Here is a 19,941-nt window from a genome sequence, read left to right as displayed (position 1 = left end):
CTGGGGAGACTTAAACTAAATATCACAGTTTACTTCAAAATCGGTTATCTTACCGATCCGCCCTTATGTTGGCGTATATATATACAGAAATGAACAGGTATGATGTTACTTAATTATACCAAGGCATTTTTCTAAAAGTTGTTCATTATTAATAATCACAATGGTAAGTTTTTTTCTTGCTCTAGTGACTATTTGGAAAAGCATTTTTGTAAGATGGTAATATGGAGTAAAACCTCTAATAGAAAGTAATCCATTCTGATCATAATAGAAGTATCTATCGATTACAGCAATTACTTTATCAAATTCTTGTCCAATTACTTTATGAGCAGAATCCCTATGCCTATTTTGAAAACGTTCATATGGCAACGTTGCATATTGTGAAGGAGTATAATTAATCGCCTTCCACCCTTTGGTTTCAAGAGTTTCTATATATTGTTTAGCACCTGATGAAGTCGAAAAGTATCGAATTTCAATATTAGAATAAACTTGAGTCGGGTTCCTTTTTGACAAGTCAAATAAATTTTTAATAAATGAAGCTATTTCTTTATTTGTTCGGATTTTTTCTGTTAATTGAAAATGTTTTGGTCTAAGGTTATCCTGAATATAACCAGGTATGTCATTCCTAATCTCCCATTCTCCCAAACATTGTTGTTTATCATATGAGAAAATACATTTAACATTGGTTTCTTTTATATCCTCTAAAATTTCTTCAAATTGTGATTTAACTATTCGCTGGGTCTCATCAAAAATAATTACGTCAAAATTGCTGAAATTATATGATTTATAATTTCTAATTGCTGCAATTTCCCAAGAGTAATCCACCTTTAATGCATTATGACCTCTATTTAATGTTCCGCAATGAATAATAAGGACTGACTTGGAACTATTTATATATTCTTTGGCAATATCATAGATTAAGAGAGTTTTTCCTGTACCTGCTGATCCTTCAATCGAAATATAACAAGGACTATCATCCGTACTTAGTTTTAAAATACTCTTTTTTATTGAGTCTTGATGTTCTGTTAAAAAATATTTGTTTTGAATAAAACTTTCAGTTGAATTAAAAGGAGATACTAGATAGTTTGAGGGGTCAAACAATTTATGTATATCTTCAATATCGATTACTTTTTGCTCATTTAATTCAGATATTAAAAATAGCATTTCTACTTCTTTTAATTCATCACTCTCATCTAAATAAAATAATTTTTGTTCTTGCGAAACATAAGTAAAGCTCAACACGCTTTTATCTAAAAACCCGAGGTAGTATTTATTTCGTATTAATTGTTCCTTTATTCTTTCACCTGTATTTTCCCTTTTCAATTCAATATTAATAATATTACTCTCCCCAAACCTTAAAAGGTCAAACTCCTTTCCTATCTGATTAATTGTATAACCAATATAATAACCATCCAAGAGATCCACTTCTGGTTCTATATCTAATATTTGATCCAAAAGAGAACGTAAATCCTCTATCTCACTATTTTTTATTTTAGTCTCAAAATTGTTTAAGTATAGGTCAAAAACTGTAGGGGTTAATTTATCTTTTGCGTTAATTAATGATAATAAATTTATTGGTTTCACTGATAGCATTTCCCTTTCATACTTTTATGACAAATTATAACATTAATCATCAAAATAGGATACTTTTGGAAATAAACAATGAGTAGTCTTTATATTAAATTACTAAAATGTATCCCATACAAAAAGACAACAATTTCGTTTTATTACCTACTACTTAATTTAAGTCATATGAGTTATACGTCTCATTCAATTTCAATGATTTTAAGGGTTTGTTTTTCTTTTTTTGTTTATTTTAAAAATTTCATCCTATAATTTTATCAACTGTAATTAAAGGTTTTTCTCTCGCTGAACTCAAGACAGAGTATTGAGAGAAATCTCGTATAGTTCGAGCAGAACCACGAGAAGAAAGGGCAAACAAGCTCTGAGTAAGGGGAGGTTTTTACTCTCCGTATAAACCAGAATTTTATTTCCAAAGGAAATCTAATTATGAGGTAATTTATCTTTAAGGAGTGTGATACAGTGAAAAACAATTTTTATTTTAGGAGAGTGATAAGGTTACTGGAACTCAAAATGTAAGTCCCCTACTTTTGACCGTATGAATGAAGTTCTCTGAGTAATCCCAGAAGTGGTAAAGAGACACGAAGAAAAAGTAGAACAAAAAACTTTTGGAGTGTGATGTAAACAAAAATAATTAGCTTTACCTAGTTTAATATTGTAAAGAAATGTATTTTGCTTTTAATCAATTCATTATGTGAGTATTAAGTTTAACCGAACCATTAATTAAACTTGGGCCAAAAGCCCGCTTTCGAGAGCTAAGTCCGGCAGTGGATAAGCTCCTACCTGCGTTCCCAATTGGGAGAAGTGGTAGGCGGTCTAGTGAACCTACGGGGGATCGAACTCTTTCTAAAAAAGAGAGATGGGTTGGTGTAAAGGAGGCACCAACTTGCGTGGGTATAACCTGCGTCCGCAACACGGGAGATGCAGATGGGTGATAAGTTCCAATGAGATATAGATGATGAGCTATATTTGATTGGAGAGTGTCACTACATTTAGAAGATACGTCTCTCGGGTCAAAGTACTACATAATGAGTCAGGATTAAGCCAACGAAATGATCGGAACGATCATTGTTGAACTGCGAGTTTCCGCGAATGCAGAAATGAGCGTTCAACAATTGAGTGAAGATACATTTCGTGCGTGTGCAGTTTCTCTCCGACCAGCGTTAGAGGAAAGCGAATGCGTTACATCGTGAAACGATGGAACGATGAGATTTCCGGAAACGTAAGGTTGGAGGGAAACTGCACAAAAATACATTACTTTTTTGCACCCAAATTAGGTACTAATCGACACCAAATCTCCTTTGCTTACTCGCTGTTTGTTTGCCAAACGGAGGAATGAAATGCGAAGCTTCATTCCCTCCGGGCAAACATTACAGCGAGTTAGCAGACGCGATTTTTGGGTTTCGCCCATTCTTAAATTAGGAGGTGATGCAAAATGGGCAAGAGAAAAAGGACAAGAAACAGAAAAAAAGAGAGAGAAAAAAAGCAGATTGAACGAACCAAATCTGCTTTGGAATTAGCACTTGAAAAAGTGGAGCTGGTCTTTCAAGTGGCTGAATTGAAAGAGATAGGAATTAAAAAGAAAAAACTAAGAAAAGAAACTTACATTTCATACAAAAAATCGATGGCAACAATGTTAACCGATATTTCAAAAATGGAAGGACCGAATTATAAACGACTCTCCCCTACTCATATGAACGGGAAAATGTGGGACAAATATTTTGAACATCTCATAGATCGTTACGATAAAGGCAGCCTTTCGGCCGGCCAGATACAAAGGCGTATACACGCCTTGGAGTTGTTCCGAAAAACTGTGAATGATACAGATTTATTCGGAATAGATATCACGATTCGTGTAGGAAACAAAGAAGAACGATTGGATTATCTAAAGGAACGAGGCGTTCTAAGAAGTCAAGATGAAGTAACGGCTATTAAGCCCACAAAACGTGATATTGACGCTGTTCAAGCTCATTTCAATACATCTACCAGGAACGGTAAAATATCGCTAGTTATCAACCAATTACAAGAGGAATGTGGAGGTAGGATAAAATCCATTTTCAAATTACTCGTTAACGATATCGACTTCGAGAAAAAAAAGATTACGTTCCGAAATGATAAAAACAACTTCACCCGGACCATTCCAATGACAGTAGCAGCTGAGAAGCTCCTCAGAGATGCTTGTGATGGAAAGAAACCGGGCTCCCCTGTATTTGCTCTCCAACATTCAAACGGTAATGATATGAACCTCGAGAACGCGGTAGAAACGGTTCAAAGATATACAAAAAACGCTGCTAAAAAGGCAGGAGTCTCCCGTGAAGAACGCCGTTTTACCACTCACTCCAATAGAAAGTACTACGCTCAAAAATTGTACGATTCCATACGTTTTATGAGCACATATCAGATTAGAAAAATGATTGGAGAATATGTAAGGGCTCAAGGTTCAAATGAGGAAATAATAATTGAACGAATGAGAAAAGAACTAGACCGAATCAATTACTATAGAAAGAAACACAATTTGCCTAAACGTGGATTAACACACGAACAATACAGAAAAATGTGTGTATCCCTACACCTCGGCCATAGCAGAATATCAGTTCTTAGCTCGTACATTGTGGTGGATAAGTATCAGAGCAAAAATTTTAGATAGCAAATTTCGGTTAAAAATGTACTAGATTTATTAATAATGAAAAATTAAAGTTTATTCATTATAGCAATAAAAATAGACCATCTAATTAAATCAAATTTAGACGATCTATTTTCTTTATACTATTAATTTTTTAACAGGTGAATTTATATTAGCACAATGTTGTTATAAATTATTTAGAAACTAGTACTTCTTTCTCACTTACGCCAATTTCATTCCTTATTCTTTCCATTACCTCTTTATCTTCGAAAAATAAAAGACCATAATTTTTGGATGCTGATATTAACTTATTATAAAGATATGCTGGATAAGTACAATTTGCAAATTCCTCTCGAAGCCTGATTTCCTGACATTCAACATTTTCCTTTATAAACCAAAGCTTATTTTTTTTAACAAACTGTTGTTGCCCAAACAATAAAATTAAAAGTTTCTTTCCACAATAGTCAAATGTTTCTTCATTTGATTCTCTTGTATCAATCTCATCCAAATAACTAGCCACTACATTGGTATTTGCATCAAAAATTTTAGTGAAAAACTTAGGATTTTTTTTCAAGGAAATAAAACATTTGTTTATAAGGCCTGTTTCAAAGTTTGTAATTAGATATTTAATAAGGAACCCTGTCGAACCGTAGTGTGAGATTTCAATACTTCTTATTAAGCATTGCAATAAAATAATTACTACAAAGTTTTTAATGTCTATAACTACTCTTGGGGCAAGAGCATCTTTTTTACCTTGTGTTTGTAAAGTCCGAAAGGATTGTATTCTATCCTTAAATATATATACAACCTTAGTTAAACTTTTAATATTATTATTTGAAATTAATATCATTAAAAGCTTTTTGTAAATTATTAAAACTTCTTGTAATGGAATTGAATTTAAACCAGACAAAAAATCATCCATTTGTCGATTACTATTAATATCTATTGAATCAAGAAATTCCTTTAAGCTTATAATAAAGAACTTTTTTAGGGTCTCTTCCTCATTTGTATACAAAGAGAAATAAAGTTGTGTAATTCGCCTCCCTTTATTATAATGCTGATTTTTATATAAATAATTTATTAAAGAAAGTGTATTTCTTAATAGGGAAGAATATAAATTTATATATTGATTATTATCTCGATTCAAAAGATATGGAGAAACATTTTTTAGGGAAGTATTATCAGACCCGAATACTTTTATTACCTCTTCGAATTTTAAAATACTATCCTCAAATTCCTGATTCATATTATTTTCAGAAACATATTTTAGATTTTGATAAACACTTTCAATATTATAATGAGCTTCTTGATATAAACCATTCAAAAGTCTTTGAAATCTAGAGCTCTTGTAAAATTTAGTAATAAGAATTATATTTCTCTGTGTTTCATTAATTGAATCAATTAGCATTTCATTTATACTCATACTAGCTAAAAGATAGCGTATTAACTTAACAAAAAGATAAATAGAACATAAAACCGAAGTAACAAATAATATAACCCGTTTATGAAGTAAGTTTGTAATATCCAAAGTTTTAGCAGGAAGATCTGCAATTAAGGATTCATAATTACTAGAAAGTGTGTGCCCAAATAATAATGTTAGAACAAACGATATAATAAATATTGCCACTAAATAATTTTTACCATTCTTTATTGATGCTGATGGTGAAATGCTTTTTTGCTCTCTATGGGTAAATACATAAAATGCTGAAACAATAGAAACTATAATTGCTAATGAGGCCGAAATACCGGAAATAGCATTATTAATTACATAATCATTTATGCCGTTAAAGCCCAAGTTCTCTTTAATTTCAGTTAATTTATCTACAACACTAGGACTAAGGGTTAACTTTTCAGGGGGGTCTCCATAAAAAAACGTATACAGATATATAGAAAATACTATTATTATTAAGGCAAGGGTGCTTCTAATAAAAGAATAATAAACAAAAACATTAAACATATAAAATAATGCAGTTTTTATAAATAAACCTTTGATTGAAAAATTTAACTTAATGGCAAGAAGAGTATCAATAAGTACATTTCCTATTACTATATAATATTTTTTTATGCCTTTTATACTAGGCTTAATAAACAAAAGACACTGTCTAATAAAAATAACAATTCCATCTATTAATTTTTTCATATAAATCCTCACTTAACAATAATAAAAGAGACGAATAAAATCCGTCTCAAGTGATATACAAGTTCTATATTTATAATAACTTCTGAAAATATTTTTGCATACTATTTTGTTCAATTTTTCCATTTCTATTGGTATAAAGCCAAGGATCTTCTTGATGAGTTAATTCCTCCAAAAACTTCCCATCAAATTTACCATATTCTTCCCAAACCTGATCAAGCACCTTTAATTCCGCTTTAGAAAAAATATTTTTCCCATTTTGTTTGTTGTTAAATTTATCATTTTGTATTGTAAAATAACCAAAACTTCTATATTCATAGTATAGTTCCGGAACTACGGGTCCGTGATCCCAAGCCCTTATTTCTTCCTGGAATAGTGGCTTTCTATTTATGGCTAAATTCCAACCTTGAGCATAATAAACAAGTTTTTGCAGTTTTAAGTGGGTGATTGCCAGAGGTGTTCCGGGTACACTTTTACTTATAAAATATTTAGCAACATTTAATACATTTGCCAAAAAAATCCCCCCCCTCCTAATTTTATTTTATATTATGAACTTAGAGATGTCACTTGATTTGTTTAGGAACATAGTATACAGTCTAAAAAGTCCTTTGCAACCGAATATGTTATTCCTTATTTACTTTTTCTTCATTAACAAAAGTTGTTTCATTGGAGAACAGTCGTACTTTACATTTAAAGATAAATTCATTTCTCAATTCAATTACAACATACAACACCAGAACAAGAAAAAGCCACCCCGCAGCGTACCAACTAAGGGTGGTTCTTCTCGCTTAAATTTGGAACCCCTTGTGTTAGCAGCACAAGAAGTTCCCACGCTTACCGGCCACTTTTCCTGGTGAAGGTAATTAAGTGGCTAAAACCAATGGAATTTCTAATTTTTATTATACCCAAAGGAGAGAATTACCTACAAAGATTATTCATCAGTGTCTGCAATTTTTTTACGTAATTCTGGTGTCCTTCAGTGTTTTTCATCGTCTCATAGTCTTTGTATGCTGTACCAGTTTTATAAGGCTCTAGAGTGGCATAAGCGTACTCTAACGCTTTTTTTCTAATGTCCATTAATACCACCATCCAATTCCAAAAAATCGTCTAGGTTTGGTAACAGTAGCAGAAGCAGAAGGTTGAGTTCTCATATGTCTCGGCAGCCCGGGATAACGGAGATCCTTAGTTTTCGCCTTTTCTTCTTCAGTCGGATTGGCTATCCTCCTGGAGTATTCTGTAATGTGGCTTATTTCTTCTTCTGTAAAATGTGGATTACCACTAGAGTATTTACGGCATTGTTCAATGACATAATCCAGGTCCACTCCACCGATTAACTTTTTTTCTTCAAAACTCATTATTCAACATCATCTCCAATATAATAGCCATCTCTTAATGTAACAGCATCCCAGAAACCAATTTCTTTAGCATTAATAGGCTTATACACACTTTCGACAATACCTTGTTTGCATAGTTCTTTTGAGAGTAAATGTCTCCACTCCTCGTACATAGTGGCAGCAACAGCTGGATTAATATTTTTAAATTCGGCATCTAATCCATTTCTGCTCATTATGTCTCGAAGGATAATTTGGACCAACTTCTTTTCCAATTCAACAACATTATGTTTGTTGTCCATTTTTTTCATCCTTCTTTCTAACGGGATATTATAAAGGAATATCTTCTGCTTCTTTAGTAGTCCATTTTTCGTCCATCTCCATAAGGGAATACTGGTCAACACCGCCTACTACTGTACCTTTTTAGTACTCGCCCATTTTTTGAGCCCATCAAACTCTTCATCGGTGATTGGATAGTATTTGCTAAGTACCTCTAGAACAGAATCTAAGTTCTCAGATTCTCTTTCAAATGCTTGCCGGTACATCTTGTATTTATTTTTCCTGGCCATATCTTCAAACGTTTCTTTAGTAGACTTATCGAAAACGCCACCAGTGTTACTATTTAAATCCTCTAACGAAATTTCTTTTTGGACTTTAAAGATTCGAGCATTACTCACTTCATTCAGTTCGATAATATTACGAACTTCATCCTTGGTATTGCAATAATAGGTCTCTTGACCGTTAAAGACATCGTAAACCACGATATATCTCACATTATCTTCCACTAACTCCCAACCTTTTCCCCGTAAAGGGATAAAAACGACTCTAAGATCTCACATCCATCTTTCTCTGTTTGATCCGTAACATCATATAAGAAGAAGGTTACTCTTTCTAGAAGTTTTCTGTCTTCGATTCCTTCAATTACTTCTCTGAATTGAACATTTATTTTCATTTTATTTGGATGCCTGGATTGCTCCATTAGTTCATCAATCTCAAGATATAAAAACTCTTTCATACTTTTCATTATCATTTTATCGGATTCCATCATAAAAAAGCCTCCTCAAGTGCAAATTTATTAGAAAAACAAGTGCTTTGAGGTTATAATTGGCTTTGGAGTTACCCCTTTTGGTAACTTCACCGGTAAATCCACTTCTGTCTTGGTCGGCGGGGGTGGATTTTCTATTTTGGCCAATAACCTCTCAATCACCAAAATCCTCTCACTTTCTCCCAGGGAAAAATGACAGAATCGACTACTTGTTTACGTTTAGGGCAATATCTTCTTTTTAACTTTGGCTTATCATCATTTTTCATCGGTCTTAAATCTTCTTTAAATTGACGAGCACAATACGTACACACCGCCATTTTGTTTTTGCTCCTTTAACCCTCCTTCTCCGAACACCAGATGGAAAACTTCATTTTCAATATCCCAATCAATCTCTATTTCCTCATCATCCATAGAATCACCCCCTTCAAATAACAGAACACTAGTTCTTATTGTAAACTAGAATATTTATCCAAGTAAAGTATAAAACAGAAAACGTATTCGCTTTATCATCTGTCGGATATACAAACGAGGTTAGATAATAAAAGTGAATTAATAAATTACTGGCACTTCAAAAGGATAAAAGGATCTGTTAAAAGATTCATTTATTAATAGAAATACACGCGATACAAATTTTTTTAAGACTCCCCGGAAATACTATCTGCAACTATTATAAGCAGGATAAACCGAAAAATTTCATTTAAACCGTATACGGAGAAAAATTTGAAATAAATTATATGATTTTTGAGCACTCTTCTAAATATCGAGGTTCCGTTTTTAGTAGAAACTATTATAGGAGCCTTTCAATATACTTTTATGTAGAGAGTGGTCAGATAGGAGTAGATGAAAGAGTGGCCGGCTAAACTGATTAACAAGAGGAACAACAAGAAAACACCCTGCTGGCTACAGGATGTATATATGTCTTTTTATTTCACTTTATATTTTAACTTACCTTAAAAATTAATAATCGACACTGTCGCTGCACATCCTAAAATTACTAAAAAGTACCTGGAGTAATATTTCTCATTTCAATATTCGCTCTCTCTTTGTTTAAAAGCGATGTAACGTTCAATAGTTAGTTTGTAATTTTTTATTGAGTTAGGTTTATATTCTCTTTCTAAATTAGCAAATAAATCTCTGGGAAAACTTGTTTGCCCTTTATAAATCCCTCTTTCTATTAGTCCGTTTAAACGATGTTGATATTGCTTGGCTGATTCTTCCCCTAAATGATATTCCTTTATCAAAAATTCTATAAATTTCACTTTACATACCCCCACTTTTATTAATTATTAAATAAATTAAATAGTTACCTTGGTTCCTAACTAATCTTCCTCAATTTTACTGTCCTTATCTCTGTTTTAAATCAAGCAATATATAACTTTCCCAATAAAGTTCAACTTTTCTCATTTCTTAGATCAAACGATTTTCAGTCAATAACAGCAGCTTCAAGTGTGAGTTTATTAAAATTGAATTGTAATAGCTACCCTTTTTTACCGGATTTTCTTTTAAGATTTTTTGGATGACTGGTTTCATCCTGTTTAATCTTTTAACGATAGCTTTTACACCTACCAAAGTATTTTAATCCTCCCTAGCAGGTCTTTTCTGTAACTCTTCCAAACTTACTTAGCCTAATAAATCGCTACCAATAAGAATTCTTTTGGTGGCAGCATTATGTATTTCTTACTTCTAAACTTAACAGGAATAAAATACCAACAAAATTTTAAAAAAATTTTTATCAAACCATTGAAAAAGCAAAATCTAAAAAAATATAATGTGCACGAATTAAATAAGTTAAATAAATAAATTACTTTAAAACTTTACAAATAAAGAAATGAGGATAAGAATGCACAAGAATATTGAAGATTACCCTAGTATTTTAACTGCCGCAGACTTAGCAGAAATCTTAAGGATCTCAAAACCAACGGCATATGAATTAATGGAAAGCAACCACTTCCCTTTAATTAAATTTGGAAGGAGTAAAAGGGTCTTAAAAGCAGACTTTCTTAAATGGCTGTTAAACCATTCATCAAATTAAGCTTGAACAGTTTAGAAATAGTACTTATCAACTTTAAATTTCTTTTTAAAAATTTCTTACCCATACATCAAGGTGATCAGGAGGATATCTATAATGAAAAAATTTGCGGAGTTGCCAGAGGTTCTCGAGGTGAAAGATATACAAGACTTCTTAGGAATTGGAAGAAGTCAAGCTTATCAACTAGTAAAGTCAAATTCTTTCCACGTAGTTACTGTGGGTAGAAGAATACTTATTCCCAAAGATTCATTTAAAAATTGGTTTAAAGGAGAAACAATAACTGTTTAAACCAGCGTATAAGTTTGAAGATTTAAGCTGAAGAGTCTTATTGAGGGTCATTAAAATAAATTGTGAAAGTTGGAGACATAAAATGAACAATTATTACCCTAAAAAAAATCCTAATAATAATACCTATTATTTTGTGCTTGAAGCCGGTAAGGACTCAAATGGCAAGCGGAAAAGATTAAGGAGAAGTGGATTCAAAACAAAAGTTGAAGCAAGAAAAGCAATGGTCCAGTTGTTAATTGAAGTTAAGGGATCGCTTGATTATTGATAATAAAAGTAGGATTAATGCATCACTACTGAATAACGCTTTACAAATATAAAGGGATACCAAGAGTTTTTCCTAAAGTTTAAAATTTGTATTATGATATAGATAGGTGCAAAACTGCTTGGTGTCCAGCTATTACCTGAGAGGAGAAATTAATAATGGCTGGCAAACTTAAAAAGGATAAAGAAAAAGGAACATATTATTTTGTATTAGAAGCTGGTAAGGGGGCAAATGGAAAACGAAGAAGAATAAAGAGAACAGGATTTAAGACCAAAAAAGAAGCAAATGCAGAAATGATTAAATTAGAAACTGAACTGGCCATTAATACTACTACACCACAAGAAAGTAATATGTCGTTAGGTGAATACCTAGATTACTGGTTAGATAACTACGCAAAAACAAACACAAAACCAAAGACGTTTGTTGAGTATGAGAAAATAATTAGAAATCATCTTAAACCATCAATGGGCCACGAACTTCTAAACACATTAAAGAGTATCCAAATTCAAGCATATTATAAAAGAAAATTGGAAACCTTATCTGCCCAGTCTGTTTTACATCAACACCGGCTACTATCCAAAGCGTTAAATGATGCTGTTGATTGGGAGTTTATAAATAAAAATGTTGCTAAAGGGGCAAAACCCCCTAAACCTATAAAAACAGAAATGAAAACTCTTAATGTTGATCAGCTTAACCTATTATTCAAATCAGCAAAAGAAAAATCGCCAACGTATTTTCCTATTATTTACGGGGCTGGTCAAACTGGAATGAGAAAGAGCGAATTAATTGGACTAACCTGGCAAAACGTAGATTTAAAATCTCCGAATCCTAAGCTTTATATTAGCCAAACAATTACCGAAGCAAATGGAAAATACTTTTTCAATCCTATTCCAAAAGGCAAGAAACCAAGAAATATAAAAATAACACCTCAACTTGCTAAATTGTTAAGTGAACTTAAAATTGAGTACGACTATCAAAAAAAAGTTTTTGGTGACACCTATAACCCTAATAACTTGGTTTTCTGTAATTCTAGAGGAAACATTATGGCACCTTCCGAAATTACTAGGGCATTAAAAAGAGTACTTAAGACAGCTGGCCTTCCGGATATTAGATTTCACGATTTAAGACATTCACACGCAAGTATTTTGCTTTCGGCAAATGTCCATCCCAAGATTGTAAGCGATCGATTAGGACACTCTAAGATTGGGATAACACTGGATACTTATTCTCACTTAACAGATTCACTTGAAGGATTAGCAGTAGAATCGTTAGATCAAATGTTAGACTAAATTGGGTGGCACAAAATACGTTTCGGCACTTTTTGGGCACCTACTAAAAAAAAGAGACCGATCGCACTCGGTCTCCTGCTCTATGTATAATCGCTAAAAGACTTGGTATAACTGGTTTGGCGGGACTGCGTGGGAATCGAACCCACCAGACCTGGCACGCAGGTCTCAAGCAGTTTTGAAGACTGTGGAGGACACCAGTACCCCATTCAGCCCCATGATTTTAATATATCAATATAGTTGTAACTATATCAACAAAAGCTATCTTATCCAATAGATTTCATCATTTGTTATCATATTACAATGGAAAATGATGATAATCAATACATACCGCGTATTTGTCATTATTTCGACAAGCTTTTCAATTGTCAAAAAGGAATTCTTAAGTTGATTGGAGATTACTATACCAGCAGAAGAACATCAGGTAAAATTTATACAATTACGTCCAATACTTGTCTATCCTTATAAAAAAAGATTATAATAAGATGAAAATTAGTTATTTATGTAGGTGAATAGAATGCTTCATGGTTGGTTTTTATGGTTTATCCTGTTCTGGGTAGTTTTCCTAGTTGGTTCTTTTGCCATCGGTGGATTTTTTATGTTCCGGAAGTTTTTGAAAAAGATGCCGAAAGAAGATGGCAAGTCAGTTATGGATTGGGAAGAACATTATGTTAATGAATCCCGTCATTTGTGGGGGCCTGAGGAGAAAGTGCTTCTTGAGGATTTAGTGAGCCCTGTTCCCGAACTTTTCCGTGATGTGGCCAGACATAAGATTGCAGGAAAAATTGGCGAAATCGCCTTAAAAGAAAAAGCTCCAAAAATTACTCAAGATTTAGTTATTCGCGGCTATATCCAAGCAACACCAAAGAGAGATCATAAATTCTTACGCAAAAAGCTGTTTGAAAATCGGATTGATGTCGCTCCATTTGAGCACCTATTTTAACCGTCCATCAAGGGACGGTTTTATATTTTCCACTAATAATCGTATAGTTATTAACTTTTGACTTTGATTGATTTACCTTTAGTCTTATTTTTTAGACTCTTCGGTAAATGAAACAGGCTTGGATTTACCGCAAGTCCTCTTTTTTACACGCCTCGGTAAATGAAACAGGCTTGAATTTACCACAGGTCCTCTTTTTTACACGCCTCGGTAAATGAAACAAACTTGGATTTACCACAAGTCCTTTTTTTTTACACTCAACGGTAAATGAAACAGACTTGGATTTACCGTAAGTCCTCTTTTTTACACGCCTCGGTAAATGAAACAAACTTGGATTTACCACAAGTCCTTTTTTTTTACACTCAACGGTAAATGAAACAGACTTGGATTTACCGTAAGTCCTCTTTTTTACACGCCTCAGTAAATGGCCCAAACACTCAATAATAACAACGCAACTTTCTATAATGTTTCCTAAACTTACCTAAAATTAAATCAAAAAACTGATCCAATAAAGGACCAGTCTCTCTCTTTACTATATCTGTTTCCCACCATGCAGCTGTTTGAACAGTTTTTTATAGTCCAAATACATCGCGATCCGCCAAGGCACAATCATTGAATAGGCCAGGAGGAAGAACATACCGCTTAGTTCTCCAATATCAATGGTTGCACTTAGCACCGACTTCATGACAAGACGTACAACTAATAGCCCAACTAATATAAAGAAAAATGCTTTGGAGCGTTTTAGATAAATATCGTTATCACGAATTTCAAACTTCGAGGTTTTAATAAGTAAAATAGAGAATAGCATCCCCACAATTGCTGCCTCGAACATTTCTGCTCCAGTTAATCTAAATTGCGGTTCAATATACATTAATGCCCCGCTCGACATGAACAGAGGCGGTAGAATTATTTTACGAGCATTGGTGGGTTTCTTTGCGGCTTTCATCCGGACTACTAAGGCCAGACTACCCATAAACACCGCTCCAATTGAAGAAGCAAGAACTATGTTCATTAGATTCATTCCTTATCTAATTTATTTACTACCCCATTATAACTCAAATAAATGGATTTGAAAAAAATTATCTCAATAAAATAGAACCCATTTTTACCAACCTTGTTATCGATACAAAAAGGGAAAAACCTCCTCAGGAATTTTCCCTTACATACAATATTTATATTTTTATATATTAGAACCCTGTAAAGCCACCAAACAAATTTGAAAAAATCGAAATGATTTTTGTCATCCAGTCAAAGAATAAGACAATCCCCATAACAATCATTATGTAACCACCAATTTTGACGATTTTCCCGCTGTTCTTCTTAATCCAATTCATGCGGCCAAGGAAAAATGAAAGAATAAAGAAAGGAATCGCAAAACCTAGCGAGTATGCAATCATATACATCATCCCAGAACCAGGATTAGTCGCTGCTAAGGAGATAACAAATGAAAGAATTGGTCCGGTACAAGGTGTCCATCCAGCTGCAAACGCCATCCCAATTAAAACGGAACCAAAATAGCCAGAAGGACGATTTTTAAATTCAATACGGCGATCCTTCATCATAAACTTCGGATTTAAAATTCCAACGATCACTAAACCAAAGAAAACAATAAAAATTCCGCCGAGTTGACGAATTAGATCTTTATACTGTAAAAAAAAGCTTCCTAGAAACGAAGTTCCAAATCCAATTGCAATAAAAATAATTGAAAAGCCTAGTAGAAAAAATAAGGTGTGGAGTAAACTCCGCCTTTGAAGCATGGCATTTTCACTTTTTAACTCCCCAACAGACATCCCTGTGATATATGAGAGAAATGCAGGATAAAGCGGCAAACAACAGGGTGAAATAAAACTTAAAAATCCTGCCCCTAATGCTAAAAATATATTTACATCTGACATATTAACACTCCCACTATAGTCGATACGTTTCTATTCTAACAAATGTTTGTTGTAAATGATAATGTTGAACTTGAATATTTTGTGTCGCACTCGTTTTTTATTTCTCCTTTCCAATATTCCTCCTAACTATTTATATGCATAAATTGGATGGGTATTTATTTACAATTCTCTTTGAAAAAATTTACAACATAGGTTATACTAGTAAAACCAATTGAAATTTGGTATATTAGTATTCTGTTTTAACCAAAATTTAGGGGTTACTCTGGAAAGGAAATCGGCCGTGACAAAGGATGATTTAGTTACATTAATTGAAAAAAAACGAGCTGAATTAATTCAAGTCGCTACTAGCAACGGCTTGACATCCTCCGTTGCGATTCGCTACAGCCAGGAGCTTGACCACCTCTTAAATGAATATCATCGTATATATATAAAAAAGGTTCCATCATCAGCTTGTTAAGAAAAAACTCCTATAAAAATACGAAAAGCCTGGCAGCGCTGCCAGGCTTTCTTCATTAATTCACAACATCCATACTCTCTACCACTCCATTTTGTAAAAGGAACATTTTATGGTATAACCCACCTAGAGCGAGCAGTTCCTGATGTGTTCCCCTTTCAACAATTTCTCCTCGGTGCAAAACTAAGATTAAATCAGCATCTTGAACCGTTGACAGCCGATGAGCAATCGCAATGGTGGTTCGCCCTTTTCGCATTTTGGAGAGGGCCGTTTGAATAGCTTCCTCTGTTTCCGTATCAATATTGGCTGTTGCTTCATCAAGGACCAATATTTTAGGATTGGTCGCAATCGTTCTAGCAAAGGCGATTAGTTGCCTTTGACCGCTAGAGAAAGTGGTCCCTCTCTCTACTACTTTATGGTCAAATCCATCGTCCAATTTTTCTATAAAGGTATGGGCCTGGACAAACCTCGCCGCCTCTTCCACTTGTTCGTCCAACATGTCATTGGCATGCAGGCGGATATTGTCCTTAACCGTCCCGAAGAATAAAAATGGATCCTGTAAAACGAGGCCCATTTTCTCTCGGAGCTCTTTTTTGGTGAAATTTCGGATAGAATGACCATCAATGAAGATGTCACCCCGTTCATATTCATAGAACCTCATCAACAAATTAATGATTGAGCTTTTCCCGCTGCCGGTATGACCAACGAGTGCGACGGTTTCGCCAGGTTTAGCCGTGAATGAAATAGATTTAAGCACATCCTGTTTCCCATTATAGGAAAAACTCAAATCCTTAAATTCAATTTTTCCTTGCTCAATCGCTAGAATGTTCTCTTCCTTTTGGGCAGGTGCTAACTCCGATTCATCTAATAAGTTAAAGACGCGTGATCCAGCGACAATTGCTTGCTGGTACAAGGAAAGTCTCATCATCATTTGATTAACCGGTTCAAAAAAACGATCCAGATAGTTGATAAAGGCATATAAAACTCCGATTTCAATCACATGGTTCAAAGAAGTGAGCCCAAAATACGATAACACAATAATTAATGCTATAACGTAAATCAAATCAATCGCTGGTCTTAACAGAAGGCCGTCAATTTTAAGGTTCTTTATTCCTGCCTCATAATGCTGGTCATTTATTATTCCAAACTCAGCTCGGAGTCTTTTTTCCTGACGAAACACTTGAATGATGCCCATTCCTGATAAAGATTCACTTAACTTGGCATTCAACTGGCTCAGTCGTTCACGCATATCAAGGTAGAATCGTGAACTTAACTTTCGATAGAGGTTCATAACAAATACCAGCATTGGCAGGATAATAATGCATAATAATCCAAGTTTGATATTCAAGATAAACATCGCGATAAAAATCCCCGATAATAAAAAACCACCTTGGATAAACGTTGCAATGACTGTGACAAACATGTCTTTAATCGCTTCGGTATCATTCGTTACCCTAGAGACAATACTTCCGGCAGGTGTTTGATCAAAATATTTCAGCCCAAGTGACTGAACTTTAGAAAAAACATCTATTCGAAGCTGTTGAATAATTTTTAAAGCTAGCTCTTGGAATTTTACAAATTGAAAAAACATTAGAATGGCTTTGATGATTTGAATCCCCATATATGTGGAGCCAAGGATTAATAGAGGCTGAAATTCAAGCTTTCCGGGTGTTAAATAATCATCGATAAAAATTTTGACAAGGATCGGAAGGACAATATCACCGATGGTTGTTAATAATAGAAAGATAAATGCCATTCCTATCAGTTTTTTATGTGGTTTCGTGTAGGACAGCAGCCGAAATAATATATTTCGTTGTTCACGGTCAGAAAGATGTATTTTCTCTTCCATATTAATGTCCTCCATGCTCGACCAGCTCTTCTAGCTGCTGGCGTATATACATTTGCTTATACCATCCGCCCATTTCCATTAATGCCTGATGGGTGCCTCTTTCGACAATCTTACCTTCTTCAAGAACGAGAATGAGATTGGCATGTTGAATCGCACTTAATCGATGGGATGTAATAATGGTTGTTTTTCCTTCCCGGTTTTCTCTTAACGAAGAAAGAATGGCTTCTTCTGTTTTTGCATCTACTGCAGATAAAGAATCGTCGAGGACCAATACTTCTGGACTCATCAAAATAGCCCGGGCAATCGAAATCCTCTGTTTCTGCCCGCCAGATAATGACACCCCCCTCTCCCCAACAACCGTATGATACCCTTCCGCAAATTGAAGGATATCATCATGGATATTCGCTAACTTTGCGGCATTCTCTACTTCCTCTGTCGTGGAGTTAGGATTTGTAAAGGCGATGTTTTCACCGACTGTAGCCGAAAACAAAAAGTGATCTTGCGGAACATAACCAATCGCCTCACGTAATTTTTCAAGTTTGTAGGCCTGAAGTTTCTTCCCACCAAAAGTAATTTCCCCTTGATAACTATCAAACTCACGAATAAGCAGCTTTAATAGTGTTGTTTTCCCGGCTCCCGTTTTACCCACAATACCAAGAGTTTCCCCGGCATGAAGAGAAAAGTGAATATCCTTTAAAACTGGTTCCGTTTCATTTGGGTAGGTAAACTTCGCAAGGTCGAATTTTATTGTTCCTGCCGGCACTACGTATAAAGCATCCTCCTGATCGGTAATATCTACTTTTTCCTGAAGGAGCAAGGTGACACGGTCATAGGAAGCCCTGCCTCGCTCAACAATATTAAACAACCAGCCAAATGCAAGCATCGGCCAAATAAGTAACCCCAAATATGTAGTAAACGAAAGTAATTGTCCAATCGTTAGTTCCCCATTAAGGACATATCTAGAACCAAATACAATCGATAAAAAGAAAGAAATCCCCACAATAATTGATATCGTTGGATCAAACAGTGAATCAATCTTTGCAACACTAATATTTTTTTGGACAACATCTTCTGATTTCTTCCGAAAATCCTCGATATCTTCGTTTTCCTGACCAAACGTCTTAATCACTTTAATCCCAGTAATACTTTCCTGTGTTTTATCATTTAAGGACGAGAAAGCTTCTTGTGCCTGATAAAAGGTTCGATGAAGCATTGTTCCAAACCAACTCGTAAGGATGACCATAAAAGGCATAGGAATCAAACAAATTAAGGTAAGTTTCCAGCTGATTGTAAATGCCATCGCACAGATCACAAAGCCACCAGTGGACAGCGAATCAACCAACGTTAACACGCCAACACCAGCTGTTTGCTGAATTGCTTGCAGATCATTTGTAGCATGGGCCATCAAATCGCCAATTCGACGCTTTTGGTAGAATGATGGAGACATATTTGTAAAATGCTGATACAGTCGATTCCGAAGCAGTCTACTGAGCTTTACAGATGACCCAAAAATCATCACTCTCCAATAATAGCGGAGAACATACATAGCCAGGCCTACTGCAACAAGAGCCCCTATCCACTGAAGGAGGATTCCCTTTGTCATAGTCCCATCCTTAATTTCGTCAGCGATGATTCCAATGACCTTTGGCGGCACTAACTGAAGGACAGCTACAAGCATTAAGATGAATATCCCTGAAATATAAGCTTTTTTCTCTTTTTTAAAATACCATGCTAAGTCTAAAAATACTTTCATCCAACCGCCCCCAAAACACAAAAAAATATATTGTTGTCAGGTAAAATAATCATTTTACTGGAGTTTCATTTTACCAAATATTATCAATATAAGAAAGATTAAGAATACTTATCGAGGTCGAAAAAACATAATGATCTTCCTTTATGAAAATAAAAACCACCTGTCGGAATTTAATAAATTCAGAAAGGTGGTTAATTATTGTCTGATCGGATCGTGTTCGCTTGTCCGTTTATTTAGATTGTTGCTTGTTCATGGCAGCCATCATTTGGTTGATCTTCTTTTGTGATGGTTTTTGTCCCATTTGCATCATCATCATTTTCAGCATTTGTTCATTGATAGGCGGATTTTTCTTTAAGTAGCTCATCATATATTTACGAGCAATGAAAAATCCTAGTGCTACACCAGCTGCTAGTGCCAGTATACCAACTAGAACGTAATACATATTCAACTTCCTCCTTCGTGTTGTCTACC

21 protein-coding genes and 1 tRNA gene are annotated in these 19,941 nt (G+C 34.4%); 7 read left to right on the top strand and 15 right to left on the bottom strand.

Annotated features, from left to right (window positions below; genetic code table 11):
• Positions 1–105: 105 nt before the first annotated feature.
• Complete coding sequence (locus tag ACE198_RS05025; protein WP_375374845.1) at positions 106–1,590, bottom strand: DNA/RNA helicase domain-containing protein; 1,485 nt, start codon at positions 1,588–1,590, stop codon at positions 106–108.
• 1,423 nt (positions 1,591–3,013) lie between these two features.
• Here ACE198_RS05025 and ACE198_RS05020 point away from each other — a divergent pair.
• The gene (locus tag ACE198_RS05020; RefSeq protein ID WP_375374844.1) at positions 3,014–4,225 is read left to right on the top strand and encodes a tyrosine-type recombinase/integrase; all 1,212 of its coding nucleotides are present in this window, start codon (positions 3,014–3,016) and stop codon (positions 4,223–4,225) included.
• A 169-nt stretch (positions 4,226–4,394) separates the two neighbouring features.
• Here ACE198_RS05020 and ACE198_RS05015 read toward each other — a convergent pair whose 3' ends face one another.
• From ACE198_RS05015 to ACE198_RS04980, 8 genes are all read right to left on the bottom strand, one after another.
• Positions 4,395–6,341 (bottom strand): hypothetical protein, encoded by a 1,947-nt coding sequence (locus tag ACE198_RS05015; RefSeq protein WP_375374843.1) that lies wholly within the window; start codon positions 6,339–6,341, stop codon positions 4,395–4,397.
• A gap of 70 nt (positions 6,342–6,411) precedes the next feature.
• Positions 6,412–6,852, bottom strand: a complete 441-nt coding sequence (locus ACE198_RS05010; protein WP_375374842.1) for a Panacea domain-containing protein — start codon at positions 6,850–6,852, stop codon at positions 6,412–6,414.
• A gap of 562 nt (positions 6,853–7,414) precedes the next feature.
• Positions 7,415–7,693, bottom strand: a complete 279-nt coding sequence (locus ACE198_RS05005; protein WP_375374841.1) for a hypothetical protein — start codon at positions 7,691–7,693, stop codon at positions 7,415–7,417.
• On the bottom strand, positions 7,693–7,971 hold the full coding sequence (locus ACE198_RS05000; RefSeq protein ID WP_375374840.1) for a hypothetical protein: 279 nt from the start codon (positions 7,969–7,971) through the stop codon (positions 7,693–7,695). Before ACE198_RS05000 ends, ACE198_RS05005 begins: the two co-directional genes overlap by 1 nt.
• Positions 7,972–8,079: 108 nt before the next feature.
• Positions 8,080–8,454 carry a hypothetical protein gene (locus ACE198_RS04995; protein WP_375374839.1) on the bottom strand — a complete coding sequence of 125 codons (375 nt, stop codon included), beginning with the start codon at positions 8,452–8,454 and terminating at the stop codon, positions 8,080–8,082.
• The gene (locus tag ACE198_RS04990) at positions 8,454–8,717 is read right to left on the bottom strand and encodes a hypothetical protein (RefSeq protein ID WP_375374838.1); all 264 of its coding nucleotides are present in this window, start codon (positions 8,715–8,717) and stop codon (positions 8,454–8,456) included. Before ACE198_RS04990 ends, ACE198_RS04995 begins: the two co-directional genes overlap by 1 nt.
• A 279-nt stretch (positions 8,718–8,996) precedes the next feature.
• Positions 8,997–9,125 (bottom strand): hypothetical protein, encoded by a 129-nt coding sequence (locus tag ACE198_RS04985; protein ID WP_375374837.1) that lies wholly within the window; start codon positions 9,123–9,125, stop codon positions 8,997–8,999.
• Between the two features lie 614 nt (positions 9,126–9,739).
• Complete coding sequence (locus ACE198_RS04980) at positions 9,740–9,973, bottom strand: hypothetical protein (protein ID WP_375374836.1); 234 nt, start codon at positions 9,971–9,973, stop codon at positions 9,740–9,742.
• Between the two features lie 581 nt (positions 9,974–10,554).
• Here ACE198_RS04980 and ACE198_RS04975 point away from each other — a divergent pair.
• From ACE198_RS04975 to ACE198_RS04960, 4 genes are all read left to right on the top strand, one after another.
• Entirely contained in the window at positions 10,555–10,746 is a 192-nt protein-coding gene (locus ACE198_RS04975) for a helix-turn-helix domain-containing protein (RefSeq protein WP_375374835.1), read from the top strand.
• Positions 10,747–10,839: 93 nt separating this feature from the next.
• Positions 10,840–11,031 (top strand): helix-turn-helix domain-containing protein, encoded by a 192-nt coding sequence (locus ACE198_RS04970; RefSeq protein ID WP_375374834.1) that lies wholly within the window; start codon positions 10,840–10,842, stop codon positions 11,029–11,031.
• A gap of 82 nt (positions 11,032–11,113) precedes the next feature.
• Positions 11,114–11,296: an Arm DNA-binding domain-containing protein gene (locus ACE198_RS04965; protein WP_375374833.1), complete on the top strand. Its 183-nt coding sequence runs from the start codon at positions 11,114–11,116 to the stop codon at positions 11,294–11,296.
• 155 nt (positions 11,297–11,451) lie between these two features.
• Complete coding sequence (locus ACE198_RS04960; protein ID WP_375374832.1) at positions 11,452–12,582, top strand: tyrosine-type recombinase/integrase; 1,131 nt, start codon at positions 11,452–11,454, stop codon at positions 12,580–12,582.
• Positions 12,583–12,699: 117 nt separating this feature from the next.
• Here ACE198_RS04960 and ACE198_RS04955 read toward each other — a convergent pair.
• Positions 12,700–12,796 (bottom strand) — tRNA-Sec (locus ACE198_RS04955).
• A 300-nt stretch (positions 12,797–13,096) separates the two neighbouring features.
• On the opposite strand from ACE198_RS04955, the gene ACE198_RS04950 reads away from it, so the two are divergent.
• Positions 13,097–13,522, top strand: coding sequence for a DUF2621 domain-containing protein (locus ACE198_RS04950; RefSeq protein ID WP_098572248.1), 426 nt, complete (start codon positions 13,097–13,099; stop codon positions 13,520–13,522).
• 529 nt (positions 13,523–14,051) lie between these two features.
• Here ACE198_RS04950 and ACE198_RS04945 read toward each other — a convergent pair.
• A complete protein-coding gene (locus ACE198_RS04945; protein WP_375374831.1) occupies positions 14,052–14,531 on the bottom strand; it encodes a CcdC family protein in 480 nt (159 codons plus the stop codon).
• A gap of 175 nt (positions 14,532–14,706) precedes the next feature.
• Positions 14,707–15,414: a cytochrome c biogenesis CcdA family protein gene (locus ACE198_RS04940; RefSeq protein WP_098572246.1), complete on the bottom strand. Its 708-nt coding sequence runs from the start codon at positions 15,412–15,414 to the stop codon at positions 14,707–14,709.
• Positions 15,415–15,694: 280 nt separating this feature from the next.
• Between ACE198_RS04940 and ACE198_RS04935 the strand changes: the two genes are divergently transcribed.
• Positions 15,695–15,871, top strand: a complete 177-nt coding sequence (locus tag ACE198_RS04935) for an aspartyl-phosphate phosphatase Spo0E family protein (protein ID WP_098572245.1) — start codon at positions 15,695–15,697, stop codon at positions 15,869–15,871.
• 55 nt (positions 15,872–15,926) lie between these two features.
• Here the strand turns inward: ACE198_RS04935 and ACE198_RS04930 are convergent, their stop codons facing one another.
• From ACE198_RS04930 to ACE198_RS04920, 3 genes are all read right to left on the bottom strand, one after another.
• Positions 15,927–17,717, bottom strand: a complete 1,791-nt coding sequence (locus tag ACE198_RS04930; RefSeq protein ID WP_375374830.1) for an ABC transporter ATP-binding protein — start codon at positions 17,715–17,717, stop codon at positions 15,927–15,929.
• 1 nt (position 17,718) lies between these two features.
• Positions 17,719–19,470 (bottom strand): ABC transporter transmembrane domain-containing protein, encoded by a 1,752-nt coding sequence (locus tag ACE198_RS04925; protein ID WP_375374829.1) that lies wholly within the window; start codon positions 19,468–19,470, stop codon positions 17,719–17,721.
• Positions 19,471–19,699: 229 nt separating this feature from the next.
• Positions 19,700–19,912: a YneF family protein gene (locus ACE198_RS04920; RefSeq protein WP_373561664.1), complete on the bottom strand. Its 213-nt coding sequence runs from the start codon at positions 19,910–19,912 to the stop codon at positions 19,700–19,702.
• Positions 19,913–19,941: the final 29 nt, after the last annotated feature.

The sequence above is a fragment of the Neobacillus sp. KR4-4 genome (assembly GCF_042136325.1).
Classification (GTDB): Bacteria; Bacillota; Bacilli; order Bacillales; family Cytobacillaceae; genus Neobacillus.
The sequence above is the reverse complement of the archived record's forward strand: the minus strand, read 5'-3'. Positions and strand labels throughout refer to the sequence as shown.